Source organism: Pseudomonas sp. VI4.1 (genome assembly GCF_002029345.1).
GTDB lineage: Bacteria > Pseudomonadota > Gammaproteobacteria > Pseudomonadales > Pseudomonadaceae > Aquipseudomonas.
The window spans coordinates 17013-39929 of sequence record NZ_MULM01000150.1 but is presented as its reverse complement, the minus strand read 5'-3'; the positions used below and the strand labels follow the sequence as shown (position 1 = coordinate 39929).

Annotated in this window: 18 protein-coding genes and 3 pseudogenes; 11 read left to right on the top strand and 10 right to left on the bottom strand. The window is 59.6% G+C overall.

The window, feature by feature from the left end; all coding sequences use genetic code 11:
- Positions 1–15: 15 nt before the first annotated feature.
- From BZ163_RS14590 to BZ163_RS14570, 5 genes and pseudogenes are all read right to left on the bottom strand, one after another.
- Positions 16–1119, bottom strand: a complete 1104-nt coding sequence (locus BZ163_RS14590) for a sigma-54-dependent Fis family transcriptional regulator (RefSeq protein ID WP_128871499.1) — start codon at positions 1117–1119, stop codon at positions 16–18.
- An 8-nt stretch (positions 1120–1127) separates the two neighbouring features.
- Positions 1128–2315 carry an acyl-CoA dehydrogenase family protein gene (locus BZ163_RS14585; RefSeq protein ID WP_128871511.1) on the bottom strand — a complete coding sequence of 396 codons (1188 nt, stop codon included), beginning with the start codon at positions 2313–2315 and terminating at the stop codon, positions 1128–1130.
- 402 nt (positions 2316–2717) lie between these two features.
- Positions 2718–2984 (bottom strand): hypothetical protein, encoded by a 267-nt coding sequence (locus tag BZ163_RS14580; protein WP_128871498.1) that lies wholly within the window; start codon positions 2982–2984, stop codon positions 2718–2720.
- Positions 2985–3375: 391 nt separating this feature from the next.
- Positions 3376–5037 carry an alpha/beta hydrolase gene (locus tag BZ163_RS14575; RefSeq protein WP_128871497.1) on the bottom strand — a complete coding sequence of 554 codons (1662 nt, stop codon included), beginning with the start codon at positions 5035–5037 and terminating at the stop codon, positions 3376–3378.
- A gap of 154 nt (positions 5038–5191) precedes the next feature.
- Positions 5192–5641: pseudogene (locus BZ163_RS14570) on the bottom strand (MBL fold metallo-hydrolase); the annotation flags it as partial.
- A gap of 651 nt (positions 5642–6292) precedes the next feature.
- Here BZ163_RS14570 and BZ163_RS14565 point away from each other — a divergent pair.
- The gene (locus BZ163_RS14565; RefSeq protein ID WP_128871496.1) at positions 6293–7156 is read left to right on the top strand and encodes a sensor domain-containing diguanylate cyclase; all 864 of its coding nucleotides are present in this window, start codon (positions 6293–6295) and stop codon (positions 7154–7156) included.
- 153 nt (positions 7157–7309) lie between these two features.
- On the top strand, positions 7310–8041 hold the full coding sequence (locus tag BZ163_RS14560; protein WP_228761607.1) for a hypothetical protein: 732 nt from the start codon (positions 7310–7312) through the stop codon (positions 8039–8041).
- 105 nt (positions 8042–8146) lie between these two features.
- Here BZ163_RS14560 and BZ163_RS36425 read toward each other — a convergent pair.
- A pseudogene (locus tag BZ163_RS36425) lies at positions 8147–9504 on the bottom strand (amidase).
- Between the two features lie 13 nt (positions 9505–9517).
- The gene (locus tag BZ163_RS14550) at positions 9518–10849 is read right to left on the bottom strand and encodes an MFS transporter (protein WP_128871494.1); all 1332 of its coding nucleotides are present in this window, start codon (positions 10847–10849) and stop codon (positions 9518–9520) included.
- A gap of 211 nt (positions 10850–11060) precedes the next feature.
- On the opposite strand from BZ163_RS14550, the gene BZ163_RS14545 reads away from it, so the two are divergent.
- Positions 11061–12098, top strand: a complete 1038-nt coding sequence (locus tag BZ163_RS14545; RefSeq protein ID WP_128871493.1) for a LacI family DNA-binding transcriptional regulator — start codon at positions 11061–11063, stop codon at positions 12096–12098.
- 72 nt (positions 12099–12170) lie between these two features.
- Here the strand turns inward: BZ163_RS14545 and BZ163_RS14540 are convergent, their stop codons facing one another.
- Positions 12171–13085, bottom strand: coding sequence for a LysR family transcriptional regulator (locus BZ163_RS14540; protein WP_128871492.1), 915 nt, complete (start codon positions 13083–13085; stop codon positions 12171–12173).
- Between the two features lie 184 nt (positions 13086–13269).
- On the opposite strand from BZ163_RS14540, the gene BZ163_RS14535 reads away from it, so the two are divergent.
- From BZ163_RS14535 to BZ163_RS14520, 4 genes are all read left to right on the top strand, one after another.
- Positions 13270–14763, top strand: a complete 1494-nt coding sequence (locus BZ163_RS14535) for a cytosine permease (RefSeq protein ID WP_128871491.1) — start codon at positions 13270–13272, stop codon at positions 14761–14763.
- A 50-nt stretch (positions 14764–14813) separates the two neighbouring features.
- Entirely contained in the window at positions 14814–15653 is an 840-nt protein-coding gene (locus BZ163_RS14530; RefSeq protein WP_128871490.1) for a nitrilase family protein, read from the top strand.
- A 206-nt stretch (positions 15654–15859) separates the two neighbouring features.
- Complete coding sequence (locus tag BZ163_RS14525) at positions 15860–16525, top strand: c-type cytochrome (protein WP_128871489.1); 666 nt, start codon at positions 15860–15862, stop codon at positions 16523–16525.
- Entirely contained in the window at positions 16522–17505 is a 984-nt protein-coding gene (locus tag BZ163_RS14520) for a c-type cytochrome (RefSeq protein ID WP_128871488.1), read from the top strand. Before BZ163_RS14525 ends, BZ163_RS14520 begins: the two co-directional genes overlap by 4 nt.
- A gap of 89 nt (positions 17506–17594) precedes the next feature.
- Here the strand turns inward: BZ163_RS14520 and BZ163_RS14515 are convergent, their stop codons facing one another.
- The gene (locus BZ163_RS14515; RefSeq protein ID WP_128871487.1) at positions 17595–17873 is read right to left on the bottom strand and encodes a hypothetical protein; all 279 of its coding nucleotides are present in this window, start codon (positions 17871–17873) and stop codon (positions 17595–17597) included.
- 276 nt (positions 17874–18149) lie between these two features.
- Here BZ163_RS14515 and BZ163_RS14510 point away from each other — a divergent pair, with 276 nt between their 5' ends.
- From BZ163_RS14510 to BZ163_RS14500, 3 genes and pseudogenes are all read left to right on the top strand, one after another.
- A complete protein-coding gene (locus BZ163_RS14510) occupies positions 18150–18356 on the top strand; it encodes a hypothetical protein (protein ID WP_128871486.1) in 207 nt (68 codons plus the stop codon).
- A gap of 441 nt (positions 18357–18797) precedes the next feature.
- Positions 18798–20123, top strand: a complete 1326-nt coding sequence (locus tag BZ163_RS14505; RefSeq protein WP_128871485.1) for an MFS transporter — start codon at positions 18798–18800, stop codon at positions 20121–20123.
- A pseudogene (locus tag BZ163_RS14500) lies at positions 20123–21055 on the top strand (2-hydroxyacid dehydrogenase). Before BZ163_RS14505 ends, BZ163_RS14500 begins: the two are co-directional and overlap by 1 nt.
- Positions 21056–21078: 23 nt before the next feature.
- On the opposite strand, the gene BZ163_RS34840 reads toward BZ163_RS14500, so the two are convergent.
- On the bottom strand, positions 21079–21240 hold the full coding sequence (locus BZ163_RS34840; protein WP_168187365.1) for a hypothetical protein: 162 nt from the start codon (positions 21238–21240) through the stop codon (positions 21079–21081).
- Between the two features lie 350 nt (positions 21241–21590).
- Here BZ163_RS34840 and BZ163_RS14495 point away from each other — a divergent pair, with 350 nt between their 5' ends.
- Positions 21591–22898 (top strand): MFS transporter, encoded by a 1308-nt coding sequence (locus tag BZ163_RS14495; RefSeq protein ID WP_128871484.1) that lies wholly within the window; start codon positions 21591–21593, stop codon positions 22896–22898.
- Positions 22899–22917: the final 19 nt, after the last annotated feature.

Sequence of the window (22917 nt, the reverse complement as noted above, 5' to 3'; positions counted from 1 at the left end):
GAGCTCGCTCGCCGTTCAGATCGACAGGTTAACCACTTTGATCGCCTGGTCGGTTTGTGCCGGACGGCGTTTGTTCACCACCAGCTCACCGACCCTGATCAGCATGGTGCGGGTGATGTTGCGGCTCAGCCCCAGCAGGCTGGCGGTGTGCACCTGGTTGTAGTGGCAGAAGCGATAGGCCGCGCGCAGCAGCGCTTCCTCGACCCGCTCATGCAGGGCGCCGCTTTCTTCCTCGAACAGCTTCTGGAAGGCTTGCTGCAATCGGGCGTCGGCACTGTCGTCCGGAACGGTGTTAGCGGCTTCCTGGCGGTCGATACGCAGGTTGGACAGGTGCAAATCCTGGACGCGGATCAGATTGTCACGGCAGATCAGCAGGGTGTGGTGGATGACGTTTTCCAGCTCGCGAATATTGCCCGGCCATGCATAACTCACCAGTTTGCGTTCAGCTTCGGCATCCAGCACCACTTCGCCATAGCCCAGGCGGTGACTGTATACGCCGATGAAGTGACGGATCAGCGGCAGAATGTCGCCCGGTCGCTCGCGCAACGGGCTGAGTTCCAGGCTGACCACATTCAGCCGGTAATACAGGTCCTCGCGAAAGTGCCCGGCGTTGATGGCTTTTTCCAGCTGCACGTTGGTCGCCGCCAGCACCCTTACATCGATGGGGATGCTTTTGCGTGAACCCAGGCGAACCACTTCACGCTCCTGCAGCACCCGCAGCAACTTGACCTGGATCGGCATCGGCAGGTCGCCGATCTCGTCGAGGAACAGCGTGCCGCCGTTGGCTTCTTCGAACCAGCCGGCCTTGGCGCTCAGGGCACCGGTGAAGGCGCCTTTTTCGTGGCCGAACAGTTCGGCCTCCACCAGGCTTTCGGAAAAGGCCCCGCAGTTGACTGCGATAAACGGCTTGTTGCGACGGGCGCTCAGGTTGTGCAGATGGCGGGCCACCAGCTCCTTGCCGGTACCGGTGTCACCGATAATCAACACGCTGGCATCACTGGGCGCCACCTGTTGCAGGTGCGCCAGCAGCGCCTGTGATTTCGGATCTTCGAAGACTTGCGCGGTGGCGCGTATCGAGGTGGCCAGGGCCGGGGAGGGCGGCAGCGTGAGTAATTGCATGGTCGGGCCTATGAATAAAAGGACGGGGTGGGCAGCGCCGAGTTGAGCGCCCAGTCACCCAGTTCATGGAGCTTGTAGTCCACGGGGTCGTGCAGGGTCTGGGTGCGCAGGTTGCGCCAGTGACGATCAAGGCGCAGCGCGGCATGGGTGGCGCGGGCGCCGGTCACTTCGAACAGGCTGCTGGTCAGGTCCAGGCCGGTGCGGGTGGCCGCGACCTTCGCGGTGGCAATGGCCAACGCCAGTTGGCCACGCTCCTCGGTGCCTAGCCGGTGCTCCTTGCTCCAGGCTTTGTCGAGCAGGGTGTTGGCGCGCTCAGTGAGCAGGCGCACGCTTTCCAGTCCGACCCAGAATTCGCCGTAATGGCGCAGGATATAAGGGTCTTGATTGGCCTGGCTGACGTTGGCCTTGAACCAGGGGCGCGTTTCCTTGAGGGTGTAGTTGCGAGCTTCTTCGAACGCGCCCTCGGCGATACCGAGGAAGATATTGACGAAGGTCAGTTGGGCAATCAGCGGGCGCAGGCAGGCAAAGGGCGTGCTCAGCGGGCCGGGCTCGAGCAGCAGTTCATTCTCTTCCACGCGGACCCGCTCGAAGGTGGCGCTGCCGCTGTCGGTCTGCCGTTGGCCGATATTGTCCCAGTCGCCGTGCAAGGTGATGCCGGTGCGGTGACTGGGAATGGCGGCGATCAACAGTTTGCCCCTGGTGGATTCGTCCAGCGCCGAGGCAATCAGCATTTCCGAATCGGCGGAGCCTGAGCAGAAACTCTTGCGCCCGGAAAATTCGCGCCAGCCAGCGAGCTTTTTCGACAGGGTGCGGGTGTCCAGCGGGTTAAGGGCGTTGCCCCAGAACCAGTTGTTGCGCGCGGTCTGTTCGAACCAGGGCTGCCACTGTTCTGGCCGGGAAAACAGACGCACCGTGGCCAGCATCAGATGCTGGAAGCCGAACACATGGGCAATCGAGCTGTCGACCCTGGCGAACTCGCGCACCACTTCCAGGGTGTCGCTCCAGCTGGCGCCAAGGCCACCGTATTGCTGGTCGATCTTCATCGCCAGCAGGCCGCTGCGGCGCAGCTCGTCACGCTCGGTTTTCGGCGTGCCGCCCAGATGATCGCGTTCGGCGGCGGTTCGGGAAAACTCGGCGGCGAGCGTCCGGGCGACCTGCAGCGGGGTTTCAAGTCTGGATGTAGGGATGGCGGTCACAGGCTGTTCCTCAGGCTGTTTTCCGCAGGTAAGTGGAGTGCTCATGGGCGCTGTTCCTGTTCGAATTGCGGAAGGTGCAGCCATCAGAGCAAAAGCTGTTCCATTGTGGAAATAGCTATAAAAAACAATAAGTTAATCTGTTGTTTTGTCTCGACTGCTGTTGCCGGGACCGTTAACTGTTGAGCGACTGTTGCGTGAGCAACAATGGCGCTGCTGTTTGTCTGGCAACACCGAGGCATCCATGAGTTGAATGTAAATGATCTAAAAACCATCTAATAAATACTTTTTGGTTATTAGCTTAAGGCTTTATCGGGCTGGAGTTTGCCAGTGAGTAAAACTCCCCAGGTTCATTGCGAACCATGGGGAGTGAATGATTGATACGCGAGAACGGCAGGCCGCCTCTTACCCTGGCATTGTCCAGGATTGCAGGGTGTAGCCCCCCTGGTTCAACTCGGCGCGTACCTGTTCCAGCACGCTTTCCAGCTGCGCCGGGTCGGAATAGGCACTGCTTGGGATCTGTTTACGACAAATACGCGTGCTGGCCCGGTCGATGACGGTCAGGCTCAATTCGCCATTCCCGTCTTGCGGAGCCCAGGCGATGCATTGGAAAGGTTCGAATGCGTGGCCGGCAATCAAAAGTGCTTCGTTGATGCGGAGCGGGGTGCTCATGGGTCTCGTCTCTCCTTGTACCCAAACAAATGATGTGCCGTCGTTGGGTGCTGATTTCTACTTCTTTTTATTAAGCTGCAGGAAAGGCGATTGTTCGGTATCGACGGGCCGTGCGGAAGTGTTTGAAGGTGACGTTCCCCTGTCCATCGGTGCCACGTCTTGTTCGTCGAACTATTGAATCAGAAAAAACGGTTCATCCACCCAGCGATACCGGCAGCCGCAGCGGTGGCATCTCGCTCCGGACTCGATTGCCATGCCGAATGCCTGTTCGCAGCAGGAATGACATGGCCTGTCACTCCTGCCGCTATCAGCGTTTATGGTGAAACCTGGGGCGTATTTTCAGCGGCGACCAAGCGTGAAACAGCGGCGCTTCTGCATCACCCGCGCGTTCTCACTCATGGACGTAGCGCCCTGGAGCCGGCTCCAGTTCAGCATGGCGTTTGCGCCCGGCCACTGTCGGTGCCGAGCGTTCCGCTCCGGCACGTTCGGTCACCCAGTCAGCCCAGTGGGTCCACCAGGTGCCGGAGTGCTCGCTGGCCTGCGCCAACCAGTCATCTGCGTCCACGGTCGGAGCCGGGCCGGTGAAGTGGCGTGACTTGGGGTTGCTCAGTGAGTTGATCAGGCTGGCGATATGCCCCGCGTTGCTGAGCACGAAACTGCGCTCGCCACCAAATAGCTGGGCCGACTGGTAACAGCCTTTCCAGGGGGTTACATGGTCCCCCTCTGCCGCCATGAAATAGCTGTCGCAGTCGATAGCGCTTGCCTCGAAGGGTGAGCCGAGCACGGTCAACGGCCCGTCGACCAGGGCGTTGTCGCCGAAAACATCGAGGAACTGGCTGTGCAACGCCGCTGGCATGCGAGTGCCATCGGCATTCCAGGCCATCACATCGATCGCGGGTGGCAATTCACCCATCAGGTAATTGTTGTGCCAGTAGTTCCACACCAGGTCGTTAGGACGCAACCAGGCAAAAGCTGCGGCCATATCGCTAGAACTCATCACTCCGGCCCTGGCGGATTTCTCACGGACCAGCTTCAGCAAGGGGGCCGGGGAAAACGCGCCGAGGGGCATCGGATAATCGAAGTCCAATAACATCACACCAAAGGACGCGGCGTTCACCGGGCACTTGCCCTGAGCCACACTGTGGTTCAGGGCCGCGCTGAGAATGAAGCCTCCGGCACAGATGCCATGGGCATTCACTTCGGCGCCATCGGCAATCTCGCGCACCACCTCCAGCGCTTCGAGCACGGCGGCGGCGTAGGTGTCGAGATTCCATGCGGCGTGTTCAGGGTTCGGGTTGCGCCAACTGATCGTGAAGAAGTGCAAGCCGCGACTGACCGCGTATTCGATAAAGCTGCGTCCCGGCGCCATGTCGAGGAAGTAGTACTTGCCGATCATCGGCGGCACCAGCAGCACCGGACGCTCACGCACCGTGGCGGTGACCGGGTGATATTCGATCAGCTCGAACACCTCGCAGCGATACACCACCGAACCTGGGGTGACCCCCAGGTTCTCGCCGACTTTAAAGCCGCTGGCATCCACCTGAGTGGGCATGCCGCGATTATGCAGCACGTCGTGGAGCCAGTTTTTGCTCCCTCGCAGCAGACTGGTTCCGCCCGAATCGAAGGCTTTTTGCAACGCCGCCGGATTACCCAGCAGGGTATTGGTCGGCGCGGCGGCACTGGTCCATAGATCAAGGGCAAAGCGCAGTTGTTCCCGGGTACGCCAATCCGGTGTGTCGAGTCGATCGGCCAGGCCGTTGACACTGCGTGACCACGCCAGATAGGCCTGGCCCAGACGGCGGTAACCCGGATGTTCGCGCCAGGCCGGGTGGGTGAAACGCCGATCACCTTTCTCAGGCTCGATCTTCGAAGTGCCAACGCCGATTGAAGCCAGTTGGCTGGTCAGCTCAGCACTGGCCGCGACGACCCGGGCGCTGTTTGTTGCCAGGCGCGCCAATCGTGCGAACAGCGATTCCTTCCTGGTGGCCTTGTCCGGAGTTGTTTTAGGCGGTGGGACGACAATGAGCTGATTGTTCGTTCTTTTTTTGCTCATGGCTGGTGTTCCTTGTTATGGGACGAGCTTGGTTTTTAAGAGCTTAGGAGAGCCTGGTGGTTGGTGCATGGTCCGCTTGGACAGTGAGCGTACAACTGCGCACGTTATTCCGATATGCACGTCGGGCCCAAGGCCGCACCCATCCTGGACCTGCCTATTGCGACAAGCGTCCCATGACGACTTGAAGCCGACCCTCCCGATCGAGATGGTAGCGTTGCAGATCCTGCGCCAGGATCAACTGGCCGGTGAAACAGGCCGATGCTTCCTCGCGGATATCCCCAATGAACGGGCTTTGCCCGGGATTGGATTGATAGCGTGCACTGAAGTGGGTAAGCACCAGATTCGGTATGCCTGCCGACTCGGCAAAACGCGCCACGGCGGCGGCACTGCTGTGTCCGTAACTCTCGTGAGTGCGATCGATTAAGGACTTGCAGAAGGTTGCCTTGTGCACGAGCACATCCGCACCTGGAACCACCTTGGCCAGCAGTTCGGGGGTGTCGTTGTCGCCACAGATGATGAAGCGTTGACCGGGTCGCGCCGGGCGTAAATAGTGCTGCGCACGAAATAGGCGTCCGGCATGCTCAACGTCAAGTCCATGCGCCAGCGAACATCGTCGCATGCGGCTCGGTGGGGCGAACACATCAGTCGGAGTTGGGTTTGTTCATCGATTTGCTGCGCCGAAAAGCGCAGGTTTTTTGACCGGAAACAGCACAGTACCCGCCATTGGGCGGGTCGTTATTGCCTGAAAAAAATGCGCGAAGCAGAAATCAATCAGCGTCGAAGGCGGACCTTCTCCCAGCTGCGGTCAACGTAAAACGATCCGGTATCGCCACGAATGGAATAGAGTGTCGCTCTATAGAAGGCCGTCCGGCGGGAGCAGTGCAGCCCGCGCAGTTTGTCGTAGGCCCATTTCCAACCATGCTTAGGTGCGCTGTTCATAGAGATCCCTATACCCCTGTCATCCGTTCCTTGATCGTAGCTGGTAGCCAATTAGTGGCCAACCATTGTTTTCCGGCGTCAAAAAACCGTTCTGAAGCCGTCGGGGTTGTTCTTTTACCTGATGAAACGCTCGGATCGCCGCACCGCAGCGAAGGCGACCTGAAGATCGCTATACGTCTCCAGGGCTCCTTCGCGAGCAAGCTCGCGCCCACAGTGACCGAGGACTTTGCGCATGCCTGCTAGTCTGCAGGATTCCTCGCCGCCGTCCTTCGCGATCAGGCTATGATCAAGCTATATGAACCGGACCCACTGACTTATGGCCGTTGACCTGGAAGCGCTCTACCCCAAACTGATCCATCTGATGCTGGACACGGTCTTCGTGGTCGACAGGCACAATCAGATTGCATTTGTGAGTGATGCCTGTGAGGCACTGCTCGGTTACCGTGCCGAGGAGCTGACCGGCACCCCGATCACCGACTATATGCATCCTGATGACCTGGCGGTCTCGCGAGCCTCGATTGTCCGGGTCATGAACGGTCACCCGCACTTCGATTTCCGCAACCGCTATATCCGCAAGGACGGCGGTATCGTGCACATCCTCTGGGCTGCCTTCTGGTCCGAGGAAGTGGGCGCGCGGATCGGTGTCGCCCGGGACGTGACGGCCCTCAGCCAGGCCGAGGAGGAATTACGCTTCCTCGCCCATCATGATCCGCTGACAGCACTGACCAACCGGTCGCTGTTCAATGATCGACTGGACTCGGCCCTGCGCACGGCGCACCGCCACGACAGCACGCTGGCGTTGCTGTTTCTGGACATCAATGACTTCAAGGGCATCAATGATGTCCACGGACATGCCGTGGGCGATCGTGTGCTCTGTGTGATTGCACGACGGCTGGAAGGCTGCGTGCGTGGAACGGACACGGTGGCCCGGATGGGCGGTGATGAATTCACTGTGCTGTTGACGGATCTGCAGTCGGAGACCGCCGCTTGCGAGAAAATGGCGCAGATTCTCGCGGTCATGAGCGAGCCGCTGGGCCCCGAATTTGGCGGGCTGAAGATGCCGTCCTGCAGTATCGGCGTGGCCTTTTATCCCGCGGACGGGGAGGATGCCGATACGCTGCTCAGCCATGCGGATGACGATATGTACCGGATAAAAAGGCGCCGTTCTGCAACGAGGTAGGGCGGGAAAGAGGCTGACCGTCAGCACGACATCGAGCTTGGCGACCTGATGCACAAACTGTACGATCGCGCCTTCGCCCAAACGCAATGCGTGACACAGGGAATATCAATGCATCAGGTTGCGCAATGTTATCTTGGCGTATGGAAGCGGCGTTTGATCCAGCACCGCTCAGGGCATTCGGACAGTGAAACGGCCGTGTATTGGCTACAGACACCGCGACTGTTTGCCGACCTGCGAATCCCCTCCAATCCGCTCCCAAGCCTGGCGCTCGAAGAACTCAGTCACTCTCAACATCTGGCGTTGTGTGAACAGAAAGGTTTCGCCGGGGTGACCCGGATAGATGCCGACATTTGCCAATGGCATCGCAAAATGGACTATCAGCCGGCCAGTGGTGCAGAAGACATTGGTCGCATGCACTTCGAAACCAGCGAGTGCCTGATCGAAACCGCCCTGGACGAAAGTTACTACGAAATATGGGATCGCTTGCCCGACTCTCTCGGCGCTTGTCGTGGCCAATGGTTGCAAGCAATGGATGAGCCATCGCGTGCGGGCTGCCTGCTATTGGTCGGGGACTATTTTCTGTTCGCCGCCAGCCGTCCCACACCGCTGACACCGGGCCCTCATCTGCGCGAAACGTTCAGGCAACCCGAAAGCTCAATAAACCCTGCTTCCCTGTTCGCCTGCGAACTGTCTTTTGGCCGGCATCACGCCGGAGAAACCCCATGGAAAATCGAGTGCTCAACGCTCCCCGCCAACACGGGCCAATGCCTGCTGCCATCATCGGTGGACCCGTTTGCCCCGGATATTTTCGCCAATGAAGCCGTCATGTCTTCACTCGGCACATTCATTCCGGCTGGCGGTTGGCGCTGTGCGCCTGACCCGTGACAGCTCCACCGTCATAAATCAGCTTAAAAACCCCGAAGGGCTCAAGCGGTTAGTGGAGTTGGGTGACGGTGGAGGCTTGTGGTGATCAAGCGATTCGCCGGCCCACTAGTCCCGCACGAATCGCTGCGCCATCACCCGTAACAAACGATCATCCTCTCCCGCTGCGCCAATCACCTGCAGCCCCACCGGCATGCTCTTCACCTGCCCCACCGGCAGGCTGATCGCAGGCAGCCCGGTGAGGTTCCAGGCACTGGTATGGCTGAGCAGCGCGGCACGCACATCGATGTCCTGCTCACCCACCCGGACCTCGCGCGCATCGATTGCTGTCGCGGTAATCGGCACGCTGGGCGAGACCAGGAAGTCATAGTGCTCGAACAAGCGCGCCATCGCCGCCTTGAGCCGTGCCTGGCTGGCCTGGGCGCGGATGTATTGCCAGCCCCTTACTTCACGCGACAATTCGAGGCGCTCGCGCACCTCCTGCTCGAACGTGTGCGGTGCATCCTGCATGCGCTCGGCATGCACATCGAAGGCCTCGGCGCGTTGCAATACCAGCAAGGTGTCTTTCATTGCGGCCGCCAGCGGCTCCAGTTCGGCAGTATCCTGGAGCGCCTCGCCAAACAGCTGCTGCGCCGCCTGGTACACCTGCCGATCCAGCTCGGCGTCGACCGGGCCGAAGCTGCCGCTGGTGATCCAGCCGACCCGCAAAGGTCGAGGGTTGGCCGCGGGTGCACAAACCCGCCCAGCCACCACCTCGAACAGCAGGCGCGCATCCTCGACGTGGTTGGCGATCGGGCCCACGTGGTCGAGGCTCGATGACAGCGGGAACACCCCCTGAAGCGGCACGCTGGCAAACGATGGCTTGAAGCCGACCACTGCGCACAACGCCGCCGGAATACGGATCGACCCGCCGGTGTCGGTGCCCAGCGCCAGCGGCACCATGCCGCTGGCCACCGCAGCGGCGCTGCCGGCGCTGGAGCCGCCAGTGATGCAGATGGCAATCCCAGGGGTTACGTGCCGCGCCCTGGCAGCGAGCGGTCGCCGGTCGGGCCGTAGGCGAATTCGTGGGTCAAGGTCTTGCCGACAATGACCGCGCCCGCCTCGCGCAGGCGCTGCACGCACAGCGCATCGCGGCTCGGCTTGAAGCCTGCGAAATGCGCCGAACCGTAGGTGGTGACGTAGTCGAAGGTGTCGATGTTGTCTTTGACCGCCACCGGGATGCCGTGCAGCGGGCCCAGGTCCAGGCCCTGGGCGAATAGATCGTCGGCCTTGCGCGCCTGGGCCAGCGCCACCGGTGCATCGACCTGAACGAAGGCGTTCAAGATCGGATTCAGACGCTCGATGCTGTCCAGGGCTGCTTGAGTCAGCTCGACACTCGTCAGGCTGCCCGCGCGCAGACGTTCGGCCAGTGTGATGACCGATTGACCAAAAAAATATCCAACGTGAGGAGGCTTCGCCAGGCTCATACAAACAACTCCATCAAACTGCTGCGGGTAAAGGGGAAGGGTTGACCTGCCGACTGCCGGGACGCACCATCAGCATCGCGCTCATGCCCAGTGCAGTGGCCACCGCCGCCGCCACGAACATCGACGAGTAGCCATAGCGCACGGTCAGGTAGCCGGTCAGCATTGGCGCGATAAACGAAGCGGTGTTGGCGATGAAATGGGTCATGCCGCTGTAGGCACCGACCCGGTTGGACGGCGCGGTGTCGATCACCACGGCCCAGTAGACCGAGTTGGGCAGCGCGTTGAGGGCGTTGGCCAGGGTCATCAGGGCAATCACGCCCCACACGGTCTGGGCCTGCGATACCAAGATGAAACAGAGCGTGGTCAGCAGCAGGCAAGTCGCGGCCAGCCAGCTGCGTGCCACCTTCAGGTTGCCGGTGCGGCGCAACAGCAGGTCGGAGATCTTGCCGCCCAGTAGCACGGTGAAGCAGGCGCCGGTCCACGGAATCATGCCCATGTACCACAGCGACGACAGGTTGTAGTGGAACTCGTCCTGCAGGTATTTGGGGGTCCAGGTCAGCAGCAGGAACGTCACGTACACGAACGAGAAGTAACCGACCGCATTGAGTATCAGGTCCTTGTTCTTGAAGAAATGCCATATCGGCGCAACGCTGGTGGTCGGGGTTGAAGCATTGGCTGCCGCGGCGCGTTCCCGTCGCAGGAAATCAAGCTCGGCCTTGGACACCCGCGGGTTCTCATCAGGGGTGTTGGTAAAGCGCGTCATGAAGAAAATCAGCAGCGCCAGGCTGACCACGCCCAGCACCACGAACATGCTGCGCCAGCCGCCAGTCAGGGTTTGCAGACCTACTGCTACCGGGGCGGTGAGCAGCGCGCCCAGTGGTGTGCTGAGCAGTCCAACCGAGACCACGAAGCCGCGTTCCTTGGGCGTGGCCCAGTTGGCCACGCTTTTGTTGATTACCGAGTAGGCCGGGCCTTCGGCAAAGCCGAACAGCACACGGATAGTGGCGAAACCGGCCATGGCCGAGCCTCCCATGAATGCCAGCCCGAGGTCACCGGCAAACGCGGTGGCGATCTCGAAAATCGACCAGGTGGCACCCGCAATCAGCCAGATGCGCTTGGCGCCAAAGCGGTCGGCCAGGATGCCGCCGATCAACGCCCCGAGGATGTAGCCGTAGCCGAAGTAACCCAGGACTTTGCCCCAGTCGGCCTTGTCGAAACCGTACTCCGGAAGAATGCTCGCCGAGGCATAGGCAATCGCGCCGCGGTCAATGTAGTTGAGCAGTGCCATCAGCATGATCAGGAAGAAAATCTGGTAGCGGAAAGACGGAATAGCTGCGCTCTTCATAGGGATCTGACTCTTCAAAATGATGGCAGAAGTCAAAAAGTCGGCCGCGTCCGGCGTATTTTTATTGTGTTACCCAAACGTTTGGGTAGGCAAAATGTAGAGACGGAGAAAGTTTTAGTCAATCGTTTGGGTAAAGGTTTTTTTTCCGGGAAGAGGTCCCGGTTGAGGTAGAATCGCGCGCTGAATAATGCACGGTGGAAGACGCTCAAACATGCCGAATCAATCTCGCCCCGCCACCCTGAAGTCCATGGCGACTGCTCTCGGGGTGCATGTCTCCACGGTATCCCGGGTGCTCAATGGCGACCCGGCCGGGGTTGAGCGAGCGGCGTCGGCCGAGGTGGTGGCGCGTATCCGCGCGTTGGCCAAGGAGCTGGACTATCGGCCGAACACCCAGGCATCCAACTTGAAACTGCGTAAAAGTCAGGAAATCTGCGTGCTCATGCCACGCCTCACCGACCTGGTGATGGCGACCATTTATGACAGCATCGACAGCGCGGCCGAGGAGGCCGGCTACCTCACTTTCGTCTCCAATACCGACGACCTGCAGCCGCGCCAACTGGCCCGTGCCGAGCATGCCTTGCGCCGCTCAGTGGCCGGGTTGATCGTGGGTGACTCGCACGTGGGTGAAAACCAGCCCCTACTCGATCTGCTTACACGCAAGCACATTCCCTACGTGCTGGTCAGCCGGCAGATTGCGGGCCACCTCGCGGCGGCCAGCGACGACGAATTGGGCGGCTGGTTGGCGGCCGAACATTTGTATCGGCTGGGCTGCCGCGAGGTGGCGATCCTGGCTGGCGAACGGCATGCGTCCACCGGCGCTGATCGTACCCGCGGGTTCATCCGCTATTACCGTGAGCAAGGTGTCACCCTGCGCCCGGAGTGGATCCTCAATGGTCCTTTTGACAGCCACACCGGGCACCGACAAGGCGAATATCTGTTGGGGCTCGACCCGCGCCCGCAGGCTTTTTTTGCGGTCAACGACTTCCTTGCCATCGGCCTGATGGGAGCCGCGCGCGACAAAGGGTTGCAGCCGGGCAAGGACATTGCCGTGGTCGGCTTCAACGACATCCCGCTGGCCAATGAACTGATCGTTCCACTGACCAGCGTGCGCCTGCAGATGGCACAGATGGGGCGGCATGCGGTGGAGTTGCTGCTCAAGCGCATCAAGGGCGAGGCCGCAGAGTCGATCATCCTTGCGCCGCAGTTGCAGGTGCGGGCGAGTTCCTCGTTGTTGCGCCGCGATAACTGAGGAAACTGGCGACTGATCGAAGTAGAGGTTTGCTTCGGGTATAACCGAGTCGGAGTCAGTCAACTCAAGTTGTCAGGCGTTTAACGATTTCGCCCCAAAAATGTCGATCAACTCGGTCAGGAAGCTGCTCACCACCTCATGCTGGCGAGTAGAGTGTCGAACCGCGGCATGAAAGACGACTTCATAGCGCAACTGCTCAGTGTTAAGGGGGTGCAACTGCCCTAACGCTTCATGCTTGGCGCCGTAGAACTGCGGCAGAAAACCCAAGTGCTGGCCCGACAGGATGAGCAAAGCGGCCCCGTCCATGCTGTCGGTAAGCGCCGTCAAACGTTCAAGGGACGTGGGTGCCGGCATTTCCGGTAACGGGTGGCTGGGCCAAACCCAGTCGTGCTCCCGAACATCCTCGCTATTGAGTGCCCCGACCTTTTCAAACAGAGGATGCGTGGGGCCGCAATAGGCGATTTGTGCTTCATTGAACAGTGGGAAGTAATCGATGTTTGGCAGGCGGCGCCAGAAATAGCCTATTGCCAGATCGAGATGACCATTGATCAGTTTCTCTTCCAGGAACGATGACGACAATTCCGTAAAGTGAAAGTAAAGCCCTTCGTGTTCGGATCGTAATCGGGCGATGGCCAAGGCAATTTTTTTATTGACCACGGGATCGATCTGGCCCAGTAACCCGATATTGATGTTGCCGGTGATCTTGCGATTGATGTGCTGGACTTCAATGCGAAACCCCTCCGTTGCGGCCATCAATCGGCGTGCTGCATCGATGAACTGGGTCCCCTTGGGCGTGACGGAAAAACCCGCTCGCCCTCGCTCGCAAAGGCGAAATCCGAGCCTGGCTTCCAGCGTGGCCAATTGTGCGCTAATGGTGGGTTGCGTGGTATTGAGCGCCGTTTGTGCTGCCGAAATTCCCCCCGCCTCAACGACGGCAAGAAACACCCGGATCAAGCGTAGATCCAGTTCCGATACAGTTCCCAGCATAAGTGCTCCCGATAGATCGGCTACATAGACAAACATCTATGTAAACAGTTGGCCTGCGATATTTAACAGTTCTGGTCACATCCATACATTTCAACGGGTCGGTACGAGCGAGGGGACACGCACTGACAGTGTTACCCCTATAAAAACAATTATCACTATCGATTCCAAACAATAGGAGAGTCGTATGTCCGAGTCCAAGAGCTCAGCGGGCGCTATCGAGGCGAGCGGAGGGATGGCCATCGAAGGCCACTCCATCGATTACATTCCGGAAAACGAACGGCACGCCAAACTCAGCAACCAGGGCCCATTCTGGTTTTTGGGCAACTTCCATTTCTTCACCATTTCCATTGGTTTTGTTGGCCCAAGCCTGGGGCTGTCCGCACTGTGGGCTACCTTGGCGGGTACGCTCGGTATCATGTTCGGCACCATTTTCATGGCTTTCCACGGCTCTCAGGGGCCTGAGATGGGCCTTCCGCAAATGATCCAGTCGCGTGCCCAATTCGGCTATCGCGGGGTGATCCTCGCATTGATGGCGACGATGTTTGTGTTCGTCGGCTTCAACGTGGTGAACATTACGCTCATCGTGGGTGGCCTCAAGCATGTCTTCGGACTCGATCCGACCATTGTGGCCGTCACGGTGGTGCTGATCGGTGCATTGCTGGCGATTTACGGCCACGACATGATGCACAAGGCGTTCAAATGGGCGCTGCTGGTCACCTTGCCGCTCTATGCGTTCGTCACCATCGCCTTGATGTTTGGCGCAGGCCAAAGTGACGTCGTTCCCGCAACTACCCTCGGCTTCAACTGGGTCGCGTTTGCCAGCATGTTTGCCATTGGTGCCAGCTACAACATCTCCTATGCGCCGTACGTGTCCGATTACTCGCGTTATCTGCCTAAGAACACCAGTCGTGCCAAACTGATTACCGCCTTGTTTCTGGGGGCATCCTTGTCGGGCGGATGGATGATCGGCCTGGGTGCCTGGCTTGCGCAGCAGTTGCAGGCGACCGATGCACTGGTTGCGCTCAATCAGGTCGGTTCCTCGATGATTCCCGGCTTGGGCAACTCACTGGTGCTGGTGTCGGTTGTGGGCTTTCTGCCGATCATCGCGCTCAACACCTACAGCGCCATGCTGACGCTGTTGACCGGTGTCGATTCCATCAAGAAAATCACCCCGACGCCTCGCGCTCGTGTGATGTCGATCTTCGCCATCAGCGTCATCCTGTTGGGTTGCGTGCTGTCGATCAAAGGGGATGGTGTCGCGCTGTTGAATACCTTCCTGGTCGTGCTGTTGTATTTCCTGGTGCCGTGGACTGCCGTCAACCTGGTGGATTACTTCTTTGTACGTAAAGGCCGCTACGCCATTCCCCATTTCTTTACGCCCAAGGGCATTTACGGCGCGTGGCAATTTCGCGGGATTGTTTCGTACCTGATCGGTTTTGCCGCCATGGTGCCGTTCTTCTACATCTTTGACGCCGCCGCTGGCCAGGAAGTGTTCGTCGGCCCGCTGGCGCGCCTGCTCGAAGGCGTCGACATCGCCTGGCTGGTGGGCCTGCTGGTTTCCGGCCTGAGCTATTTCATACTCAGTCGTTCGATCGATCTTGAGTCCGAGCGCCGGATCATCGATTCAATCACCGAAAGCGATATCGTCTCGATGACTCAAGCGGCGACAGAAAAATGAGCGTTGATCACCGCCAGTGAGCGCATGTCCTAACTATGGAAGTCTGCACAATGAACACACACAGAAGTATCAGCGTCGCGTGCTGCCAAGTGGCGCCGAAGATCGGCGATCTTGTGTACAACCGAATACTCACTGAATTTGCGATCCGCTCGGCAGCCTCCCGCGGCGCCCAGGTGGTGGTGCTGCCCGAGCTGGTGCAGAGCGGCTACCTTTTTGTTAACCGTAGCGAAGCGCTGTCCTCGTCTGAATCGACAGATGGGCCGACCTTGCGGCTGTGGGAAGCACTGGCCCGCGAACTGGAGATCGTGATCGTCGCAGGATTCTGCGAGCGGCTGGAGGGCGATCGGGTGGCCAACAGTGCGGCAATGATCGATGCTCAAGGATTGTGCGCGGTTTACCGGAAGGCTCATCTCTGGGGCGCGGAAAACTCGATTTTCAGCGCCGGAAGCGCGCAGCCGCCGGTGGTGGACACTGCTTTTGGGCGAATCGGCATGATGATCTGTTACGACCTGGAGTTTCCTGAGTGGGTACGGCTACCGGCATTTGCGGGTGCGGAGCTGCTCTGCGCTCCGGTCAATTGGCCCGATGGCCCACGACCGGAAACCGAGCGCCCAACTGAAGTCATACGCGTTCAGGCGAATGCGGCGGTCAACCGCATGTTCATCGCCGCGTGTGATCGCCACGGCCACGAGCGCGGGGTCGACTGGGTTCAGGGATCGGTCATCGTCGACGCCGACGGTTATCCTCTGGCAGGGCCGACGGAGCTGGCAGGCGAGCAGATTTTGCTGGCGACGATGAACCTCGCCCAAGCGCGTAACAAGCGCATCGGTGACCGGAACGACGTGCATTGCGATCGTCGTCCTCAACTCTATGGCAACCCACTTCAGTAACGAAGGCGCGGCAACGCCCTGGTTTCGTGTAGGAAAGAAACCAGGTTTCGCGTAGGAAGAAACTTGGCTATACTTTTTCGGGTATAAGGATATTCCTGAAAAGAATAAAGGCGCCATCTGTCGCTTTCTATCTATGTCCCTCTCCCATGGGGCCTAAGTAGTTGACTGACGCCGTGAATTAGCCAGAAAAAAGGAGCCCAGAACCGATGAATCTTGCAACGAGATTCGGCCTCAAGACCAGCATCAGCGCCTGCGTGTTCATGCTGGCGACCGCAGCAAACGCCGAGCCCCAAGGGCAGAAAATCTACACCCAGGGGGGCGCGTCCCCTGCAGCCATGGCTTGCGGCACCTGTCATGGCGCCAATGGGATGGGCACCGATGGCGCAGGGTTTCCCCGTCTGGCAGGGTTGCCGCAGGGTTATCTGGTCAAGCAGCTTGAGGATTTTCGCTCGGGCAAGCGGGCCAACGCCGTGATGCAGCCCATCGCATTGGCACTTGAGGAGGCCGAAGGCAAGGCGGTGGCCAGCTATCTGGGTGCACTGGATATCGCTGCGCGCAGTGTTGCTCCGGACCTCGCGGGAGGTCCTGGCAGCGCTGCTGAAAAACTGGTCAAACAAGGAGACTGGAGTCGTAACATTCCAGCCTGTGTGGCGTGTCACGGAGTGGGTAACCGCGGCGTGGGAGAAAGTTTTCCTCCGCTCGTTGGCCAGTCCGGAGCCTACATCGCAACCCAGTTGAATGCCTGGCGCAGCGGTACGCGCAAGAATGATCCAAATGACTTGATGAGTCATATCGCGCGCTCGCTGAGCGACACTGAAATTAAAGACTTGTCAGCCTATTTCGCCAGCCTGAGCGGGGAGGCTAAACAATGAACTTTCCAGCGAAAATACTGCTCACCGTCGCTATAGCCGTGCCACTTCTGGCTGCGAAGACGTATTACGAAGAGCGCGATATGGCGCCCATCGTGAAGGACCCGGTCGCACAGCCAGACGTTGGCAACGCGCACAAGGATGCAGCCGTGGCGGGTGAGCCGACCCAGCCATCCAGCCCTCTGGTATTTACGCCACCGCAAGAGTCGGAGCTGCCAGACAATGCATTCGGGGAGCTGGTGCGGGAAGGGCGGGATATTTTTATCAATACCCAGAAGAATGCTCCTGAGTTTGTAGGCAATGGACTCAACTGCAGCAATTGCCACCTCGATCAAGGTCGCAAGGCGGGGTCTGCTCCTCTTTGGGGTGCGTATGGCATGTACCCGGCCTATCGAAAAAAGAACAACAAGGTCAATACGTTTACCGAGCGCATGCAGGGTTGCTTCGAGTTCAGCATGAACGGCAAGGCACCCGCCAGTGATAGCCATGTGATGAAAGCGCTCGGCACCTATGCCTATTGGCTCTCGACCAAAGCGCCGGTGGGGCAGGACCTGCCAGGGCGCCTCTATCCGGTTATCCCGGCACCGGAAAAAGGCTTTGATCTGGTCAAGGGCAAACAGATTTATGCCGACCAATGCTCCATCTGCCATGGCGGCGAAGGGCAGGGCCAAAAATCCGCAGGCGTGTTCGTATTTCCGCCGCTTTGGGGCAAGGACTCTTACAACTGGGGCGCGGGGATGCACCGTATCAATACGGCCGCCGGTTTCATCAAGCAAAACATGCCGCTGGGCAAGGGCGATTCCCTGACGGATGACGAAGCCTGGCATGTCGCCGCTTATATCAATAGCCATGAGCGACCACAGGATCCGCGTCTGGTCGATAACTCCGTTGAAAAGACCCGCAAGAAATACCATGAGGGCGACGGCGTCAACTTATATGGAGAGTCCGTCAATGGTGTGATGCTGGGGCAAGGCATCAACTAACCGACTCAACGCCGGCAGCGACGCCGTGTGTGAACACGGCTTCGCGCAGCGCATCTTCATCTGGCAAGTTTCGTCTCGCGCAGGCGGCATTAGTTCGCCGTACGCCGTGGCCCTGCCATCCGACGGTTGGACTTTTCCTCGAGCTGGATAGCGAAATCCATGGCCTCTCGGTAACTACGGAAGTCCCAGGTCTTGCCGGTGTATCGCTCGACGACCTGGAAGATGCCGAGCCTCATGGTCACCACCTGAAAGCGCACGCCGCGGCGCGATTTGAGTCGCTTGCGCCGGAAGAAATCGATGGGTGCCACATTGGAGTGGACAAGCAGGTCGTCTAGCTCATCGATGCGCTGCACAAAGGATGGATGCATGTCTGATCCTCTTAAGTAGGAGCCTGTATGCGTAAGCACTCGTGCCGCTAGTTGCTTGCCAATGCAGGCAGAGGTGAGTTCTGGACTAAAAGCTGATGGATCTATTGGCGGGAGCACAAACGGTCCAGCCCTGAATGAAATAGATAAGTCTATTTTTGGCCATCGTGCCGGTTTTTTTGTTCACATGCCGTTCGTCCAAAGTTCGCCGCTTGTTAGTGTCTTGCCGTATCTAATGTTCAAGCACATACCTCGCGCTTATCAGAACGGAGAGCCAACATGGACATTGATGAAAATGCCCCTGGAAACATATCTCAGAAGGGCGTAACGAGCGGTACGGATAATGAAGCAGGCCATGACCCCAGGCGCAATGAATCTGAAGTGCCGTTGCCGGCGGACGACGAAGCGCCAGTGGATGAAGAATTGGCGGATCTGGATACCGATGGCGGGGGTGGATACGATCATGGCAACGGATTGAAGCCGTAATGGATTTGGTTGGATCAGGTAGCCGGTGGCATCGGCACACCTTCATCCAGAGGTAAATCAACGCAAGATCAAAAGATCGCAGCCTCGCTTCGCTCTGCAGCTCCTACTCGATCACCGGTGGACAGATGAATTGTGGTCAACGCCGAACCTGGTAGGAGCCGGCTTGCTGGCGAAGGCGTCGTCATGGGCGCTGCAAGGCTCGAGGCCGCTTCGCCGGCAAGTCAGTCTCGCTCCCACAAAAAGCCCCCCGACCCCAAGCGCGATAGCGCGGAGTCGAAAAAGGGGCGGAGTCTCGAGTGTGTAGTGGTGATTTAATCCCATATATTGGGTTCGTAATTCATATATTGAACTTATTTCGGCTCTGGTTTATGGTCTGCCGTACCCAAGGGACCCGGCGGTTATCGGGCACCGAAAATAAAGACAATAAAAGGAATTCAGCCCATGACCGGTCCTTCGCTGGACAGCCGTCTGCACGCCAGCACCATGAAGAAGCTCAATCTGAAGCTGATTCCGTTCCTGATGCTGTTGTACATGGTGGCTTACATCGATAAGTCGAACATTTCGGTGGCGGCGTTGACCATGAACGCCGACCTGGGCCTCAGCCTGCGGATGTACGGTATCGGCGTCGGGTTGTTCTTCCTCACCTACATCCTGTTCGAAGTGCCCAGCAGCCTGATCCTGACCAAGGTCGGTGCGCGGCGCTGGATTGCGCGGATCATGATCACCTGGGGCATCATCGCCGCGGGCATGAGCTTGATCCAGAGCGCCAACCAGCTGTACGTCATGCGCCTGCTGCTCGGCGCCGCCGAAGCCGGTTTCACCCCCGGGATCATCTACTACCTGTCGCAGTGGTTCCCGCGCAGCGACCGGGCCAGGGCGATGTCATGGTTCTACATTGGCGCGGCACTGGCGTCTGTGATCGGCCTGCCGTTGTCGGGCGCTTTCCTGCATCTGGACGGTCTATTGGGGGTCAACGGCTGGCGTTGGTTGTTCCTGCTCGAAGGCATCCCGGCGGTGGTGCTGGGCATCGTGGTCCTGCGTTACATGCCTGACTCGCCGACAGCCACCCACTGGCTGGACAGCGCGCAGAAAGCATGGCTCAGCCGCACCCTGCAGGCGGAACAGGCGACCACGGTGATCTCTCACAAAGACGCCTGGCACGTCGCCTTTCGCAGCCGCCAGGTGTGGTTGCTCAGCCTGTTCTGGTTGCTGCAGGCCTTCGGCACCATTGGCGTAACGCTATTTCTGCCGCTGATCGTGCAGTCGGTATCGAAGCAGGGCTCGTTCGTCGTCAGCCTGCTGTCGGCGATGCCGTTTTTCCTGGCCTGTGTGTTCATGTACCTCAACGGCCGACATTCCGATCGCTCCGGCGAGCGAGGCTGGCATCTGGGTGGGCCGCTGTTGCTGGCCGGGGTCATGCTCGGCCTGGCGGTGTTTACCGGCAACCAGTGGCTGGCGTATGTGCTGCTGGTGGTGGCGGTCGGCCTGAACTGGGCGGCGACGCCAGTGTTCTGGGCGACCACCACCGAATACCTGTCCGGGCCCGCGGCCGCCGTGTCGATCGCCTTGATCAACTCCATCGCCAACATCGCCGGGCTGGGCCTGCCACCGGTGATGGGCTGGATCAAGGACGCCACCCATAGTTACGATTATGCCTTGCTGCTGGTGGCCGTCGCGTTGCTGGCCGGAGGCCTGCTGGGCCTCTATCTGGGCGGCGAACGCAGCCGCAGGGCCACGCATGTTGCTGCTGTCCAGGAGGGGCATTGATGAAATTTACCGTGCTTAAAGTCGCGCATCTGCCGCCGATGCTCAGCGAGCGGCTGCATGCCGATTATGAGGTGCTCGAGGGCAGTGAGCGCGGCGACGAACTGGATGCCGCCCAGACCCGGGGCATCCGCGCCCTCGTCGCCAATGGCGAGTCTCGGGTGCGGGCCGGTTTGATCGATCGCCTGCCTGACCTGCAGGTAGATCACGGTGTTCGGTGTCGGTTACGACGGTATCGACGTCGAGGCTGCCCGGGCCCGTGGCATTGCGGTCACCCACACGCCGGACGTGCTCACCGAAGACGTCGCCGATTTCGCCATCACGTTGATGCTCGGCACTGCCCGTCGCCTTGCCCAGGCCGACCGTTTCGTGCGTGAAGGGCGGTGGCAGCAAGGGCCGTTTCCATTCACCCGCAAGGTCAGTGGCAAACGCCTGGGAATCGTTGGCCTGGGTCGGATCGGCAAGGCGATTGCGCAACGCGCCGCGGCGTCGACATGCACATCAGCTACCACGGTCGGCGCCCGCTGGCGGTGGATTATCCGTATTACGCTTCGGTGACCGAACTGGCCGCTGCGGTGGATTTTCTGGTGGTCGCCGTCGGCGGTGGGGACTCGACTTATCACCTGATCGATGCCGCTGTACTCGATGCGCTGGGCAGCACAGGCATCCTGATCAACGTAGGGCGCGGCAGTGTGGTCGACGAGGTGGCGCTGGCACAGGCATTGGCCGAGGGTCGTCTGCTGGGTGCCGGGCTGGACGTGTTCGAGGATGAACCTCGGCCGCACGCTGGCTTGCTGGACCTGGACAATGTCCTGCTCGCGCCGCATATGGCGAGTGCCACCTGGGATACGCGCCGGGCGATGTCCGATCTGACCTTGGCCAACCTGGCCGCGCATTTTGCCGGGGAACCGTTGCCTACGCCGATCCCGGGGTGACATGAAGCCCCGGTGGCACGCGGTCAGAGCGTCTCGCTGATCCGCTCATATTCGGCTTCCAACCAGGCTGCGCGGTCCTGGGCCTCCTCGATGGTCGAGAATGAATCTATGTTCTTTCCGCACTCGGTATCGACCGAGAACATCGCGGTGCCATGGGTAGAGTGATCTATGACTTGGAATTTCATGTGGGGACCCTCGGCGCTGGAGCCGGGTAATGGGAAAACGAAAAGGTCGTTCGAATTAGTGACGGCGGGTAGAAATGAGCGCAATTGGGCGTCAGTGATCCGTACTCGTTGGTGAATTTTGACTAGCGGGATCAATGGATGTTCAAAAAATCGCAGCCTCGCTTCGCGGGGCGGCTCCTACAGGGTATGACTGGCGCGCTTGCACCCTCCTGAAAAAAAGTATCAGTCCGCATCACCTCACGCGTTAGCCACAACCCTCCTTCGATGGGATTCTTCCCTCGGCGCTCGTCGATCCTGTTACGCACATGTCGGCTGCGGCTTTACCTACAAATACAAAAAAAGGAAAAACCATGGTCACTCGCGAATCGTCTCGAGGGTTGTTGCTGGGCATGCCTGTCTGTCTGATATGGGGTTACGTCGCCATTGCTCTGTTCATGACAGGGGACGGCATCGAGCTGGCGTTCCTGTCGCGGTACATCGTCGACCTCGGTTTCACGCCCACCCAGGCTTCCTTGCTATTCACCGTGTATGGCCTGCTCGCAGCCTTGTCCAGCTGGAGTTCCGGGGTGTTGGCCGAGACCTTCGGCCCGCGGCGGATCATGTTGGTCGGCGTCGTGGCCTGGCTGGTCTTTCATGGGTTGTTTCTGACGTTCGGCCTGAGCGCGCAGAACTACCCTTTGATGGTGCTTTTCTACGGCATCCGCGGGCTTGCCTACCCCTTGTTCATCTACGCGTTCCTGGTCTGGATTGCGCAGGTCACGCCCGGTGCTCGCCTTGCCTCGGCGATGGGTTGGTACTGGACGATGTATTCCATTGGTATCGGTTTTCTCGGTACGTATCTGCCAAGTCTGAGCATCTCGCGGATCGGTTTTATCGGCACGCTGTGGATGGCGACATTCTGGGTCGCGCTGGCGGCGCTGTTGATTGTGTTCATGGTCAAGGACCGAGGCGCGGCGCGCGAGGATACGCCTGCACGCCTCGCCGAGCGTTTGCGCGAGTTGAGCCGAGGGGTCACGATCCTGTTCGACCAACGCAGCATTCTGATCACGGCCATCGTGCGCATTATCTGCAACCTGACGCTGTTCGGTTTCCCGGTCATCATGCCGCTGTACCTGACGTCGGCCGAGATCGGTTTCACCATGGAGCAATGGTTGCACCTGTGGGGAGTGATGTTCATCGTCACCATTTTCACCAATGTGATCTGGGGATGGGTCGGTGACCGGATCGGCTGGCTGCGGCAGATGCGCTGGTTCGGTTGTGTCGGCGGTGCGCTGGCGACCCTGGCGTTCTATTACGTGCCCCTGATGTATGGCGCCCACTTCGAACTGGCGATCGTCGCCGCGGTGGCACTGGGCATTTGCGTCTCGGCGTTCGTGCCCATGGGCGCGGTCTTTCTGGCTATTTCCCCCGAGCGCAAGGGCGCGGCCATTTCTGCCCACAACCTGGCCGCCGGGCTGTCGAATTTCATGGGGCCGGCCATCGCGACCCTGACGATTTCCTGGCTGGGGGTGCAAGGGGTGGTGTGGGTCTATGCCTCGTTGTACCTGGTGGGCGCGGTGTTGACCTGTTTCATTCGTGTCGAGCAACCCGGACTCGGGACGGACGCCGAGCCGGTTGCACATTTCCCCACCCGGGCCCGTCCTGAAGAAGCGATGTGAACAACGAGATTCAATATCC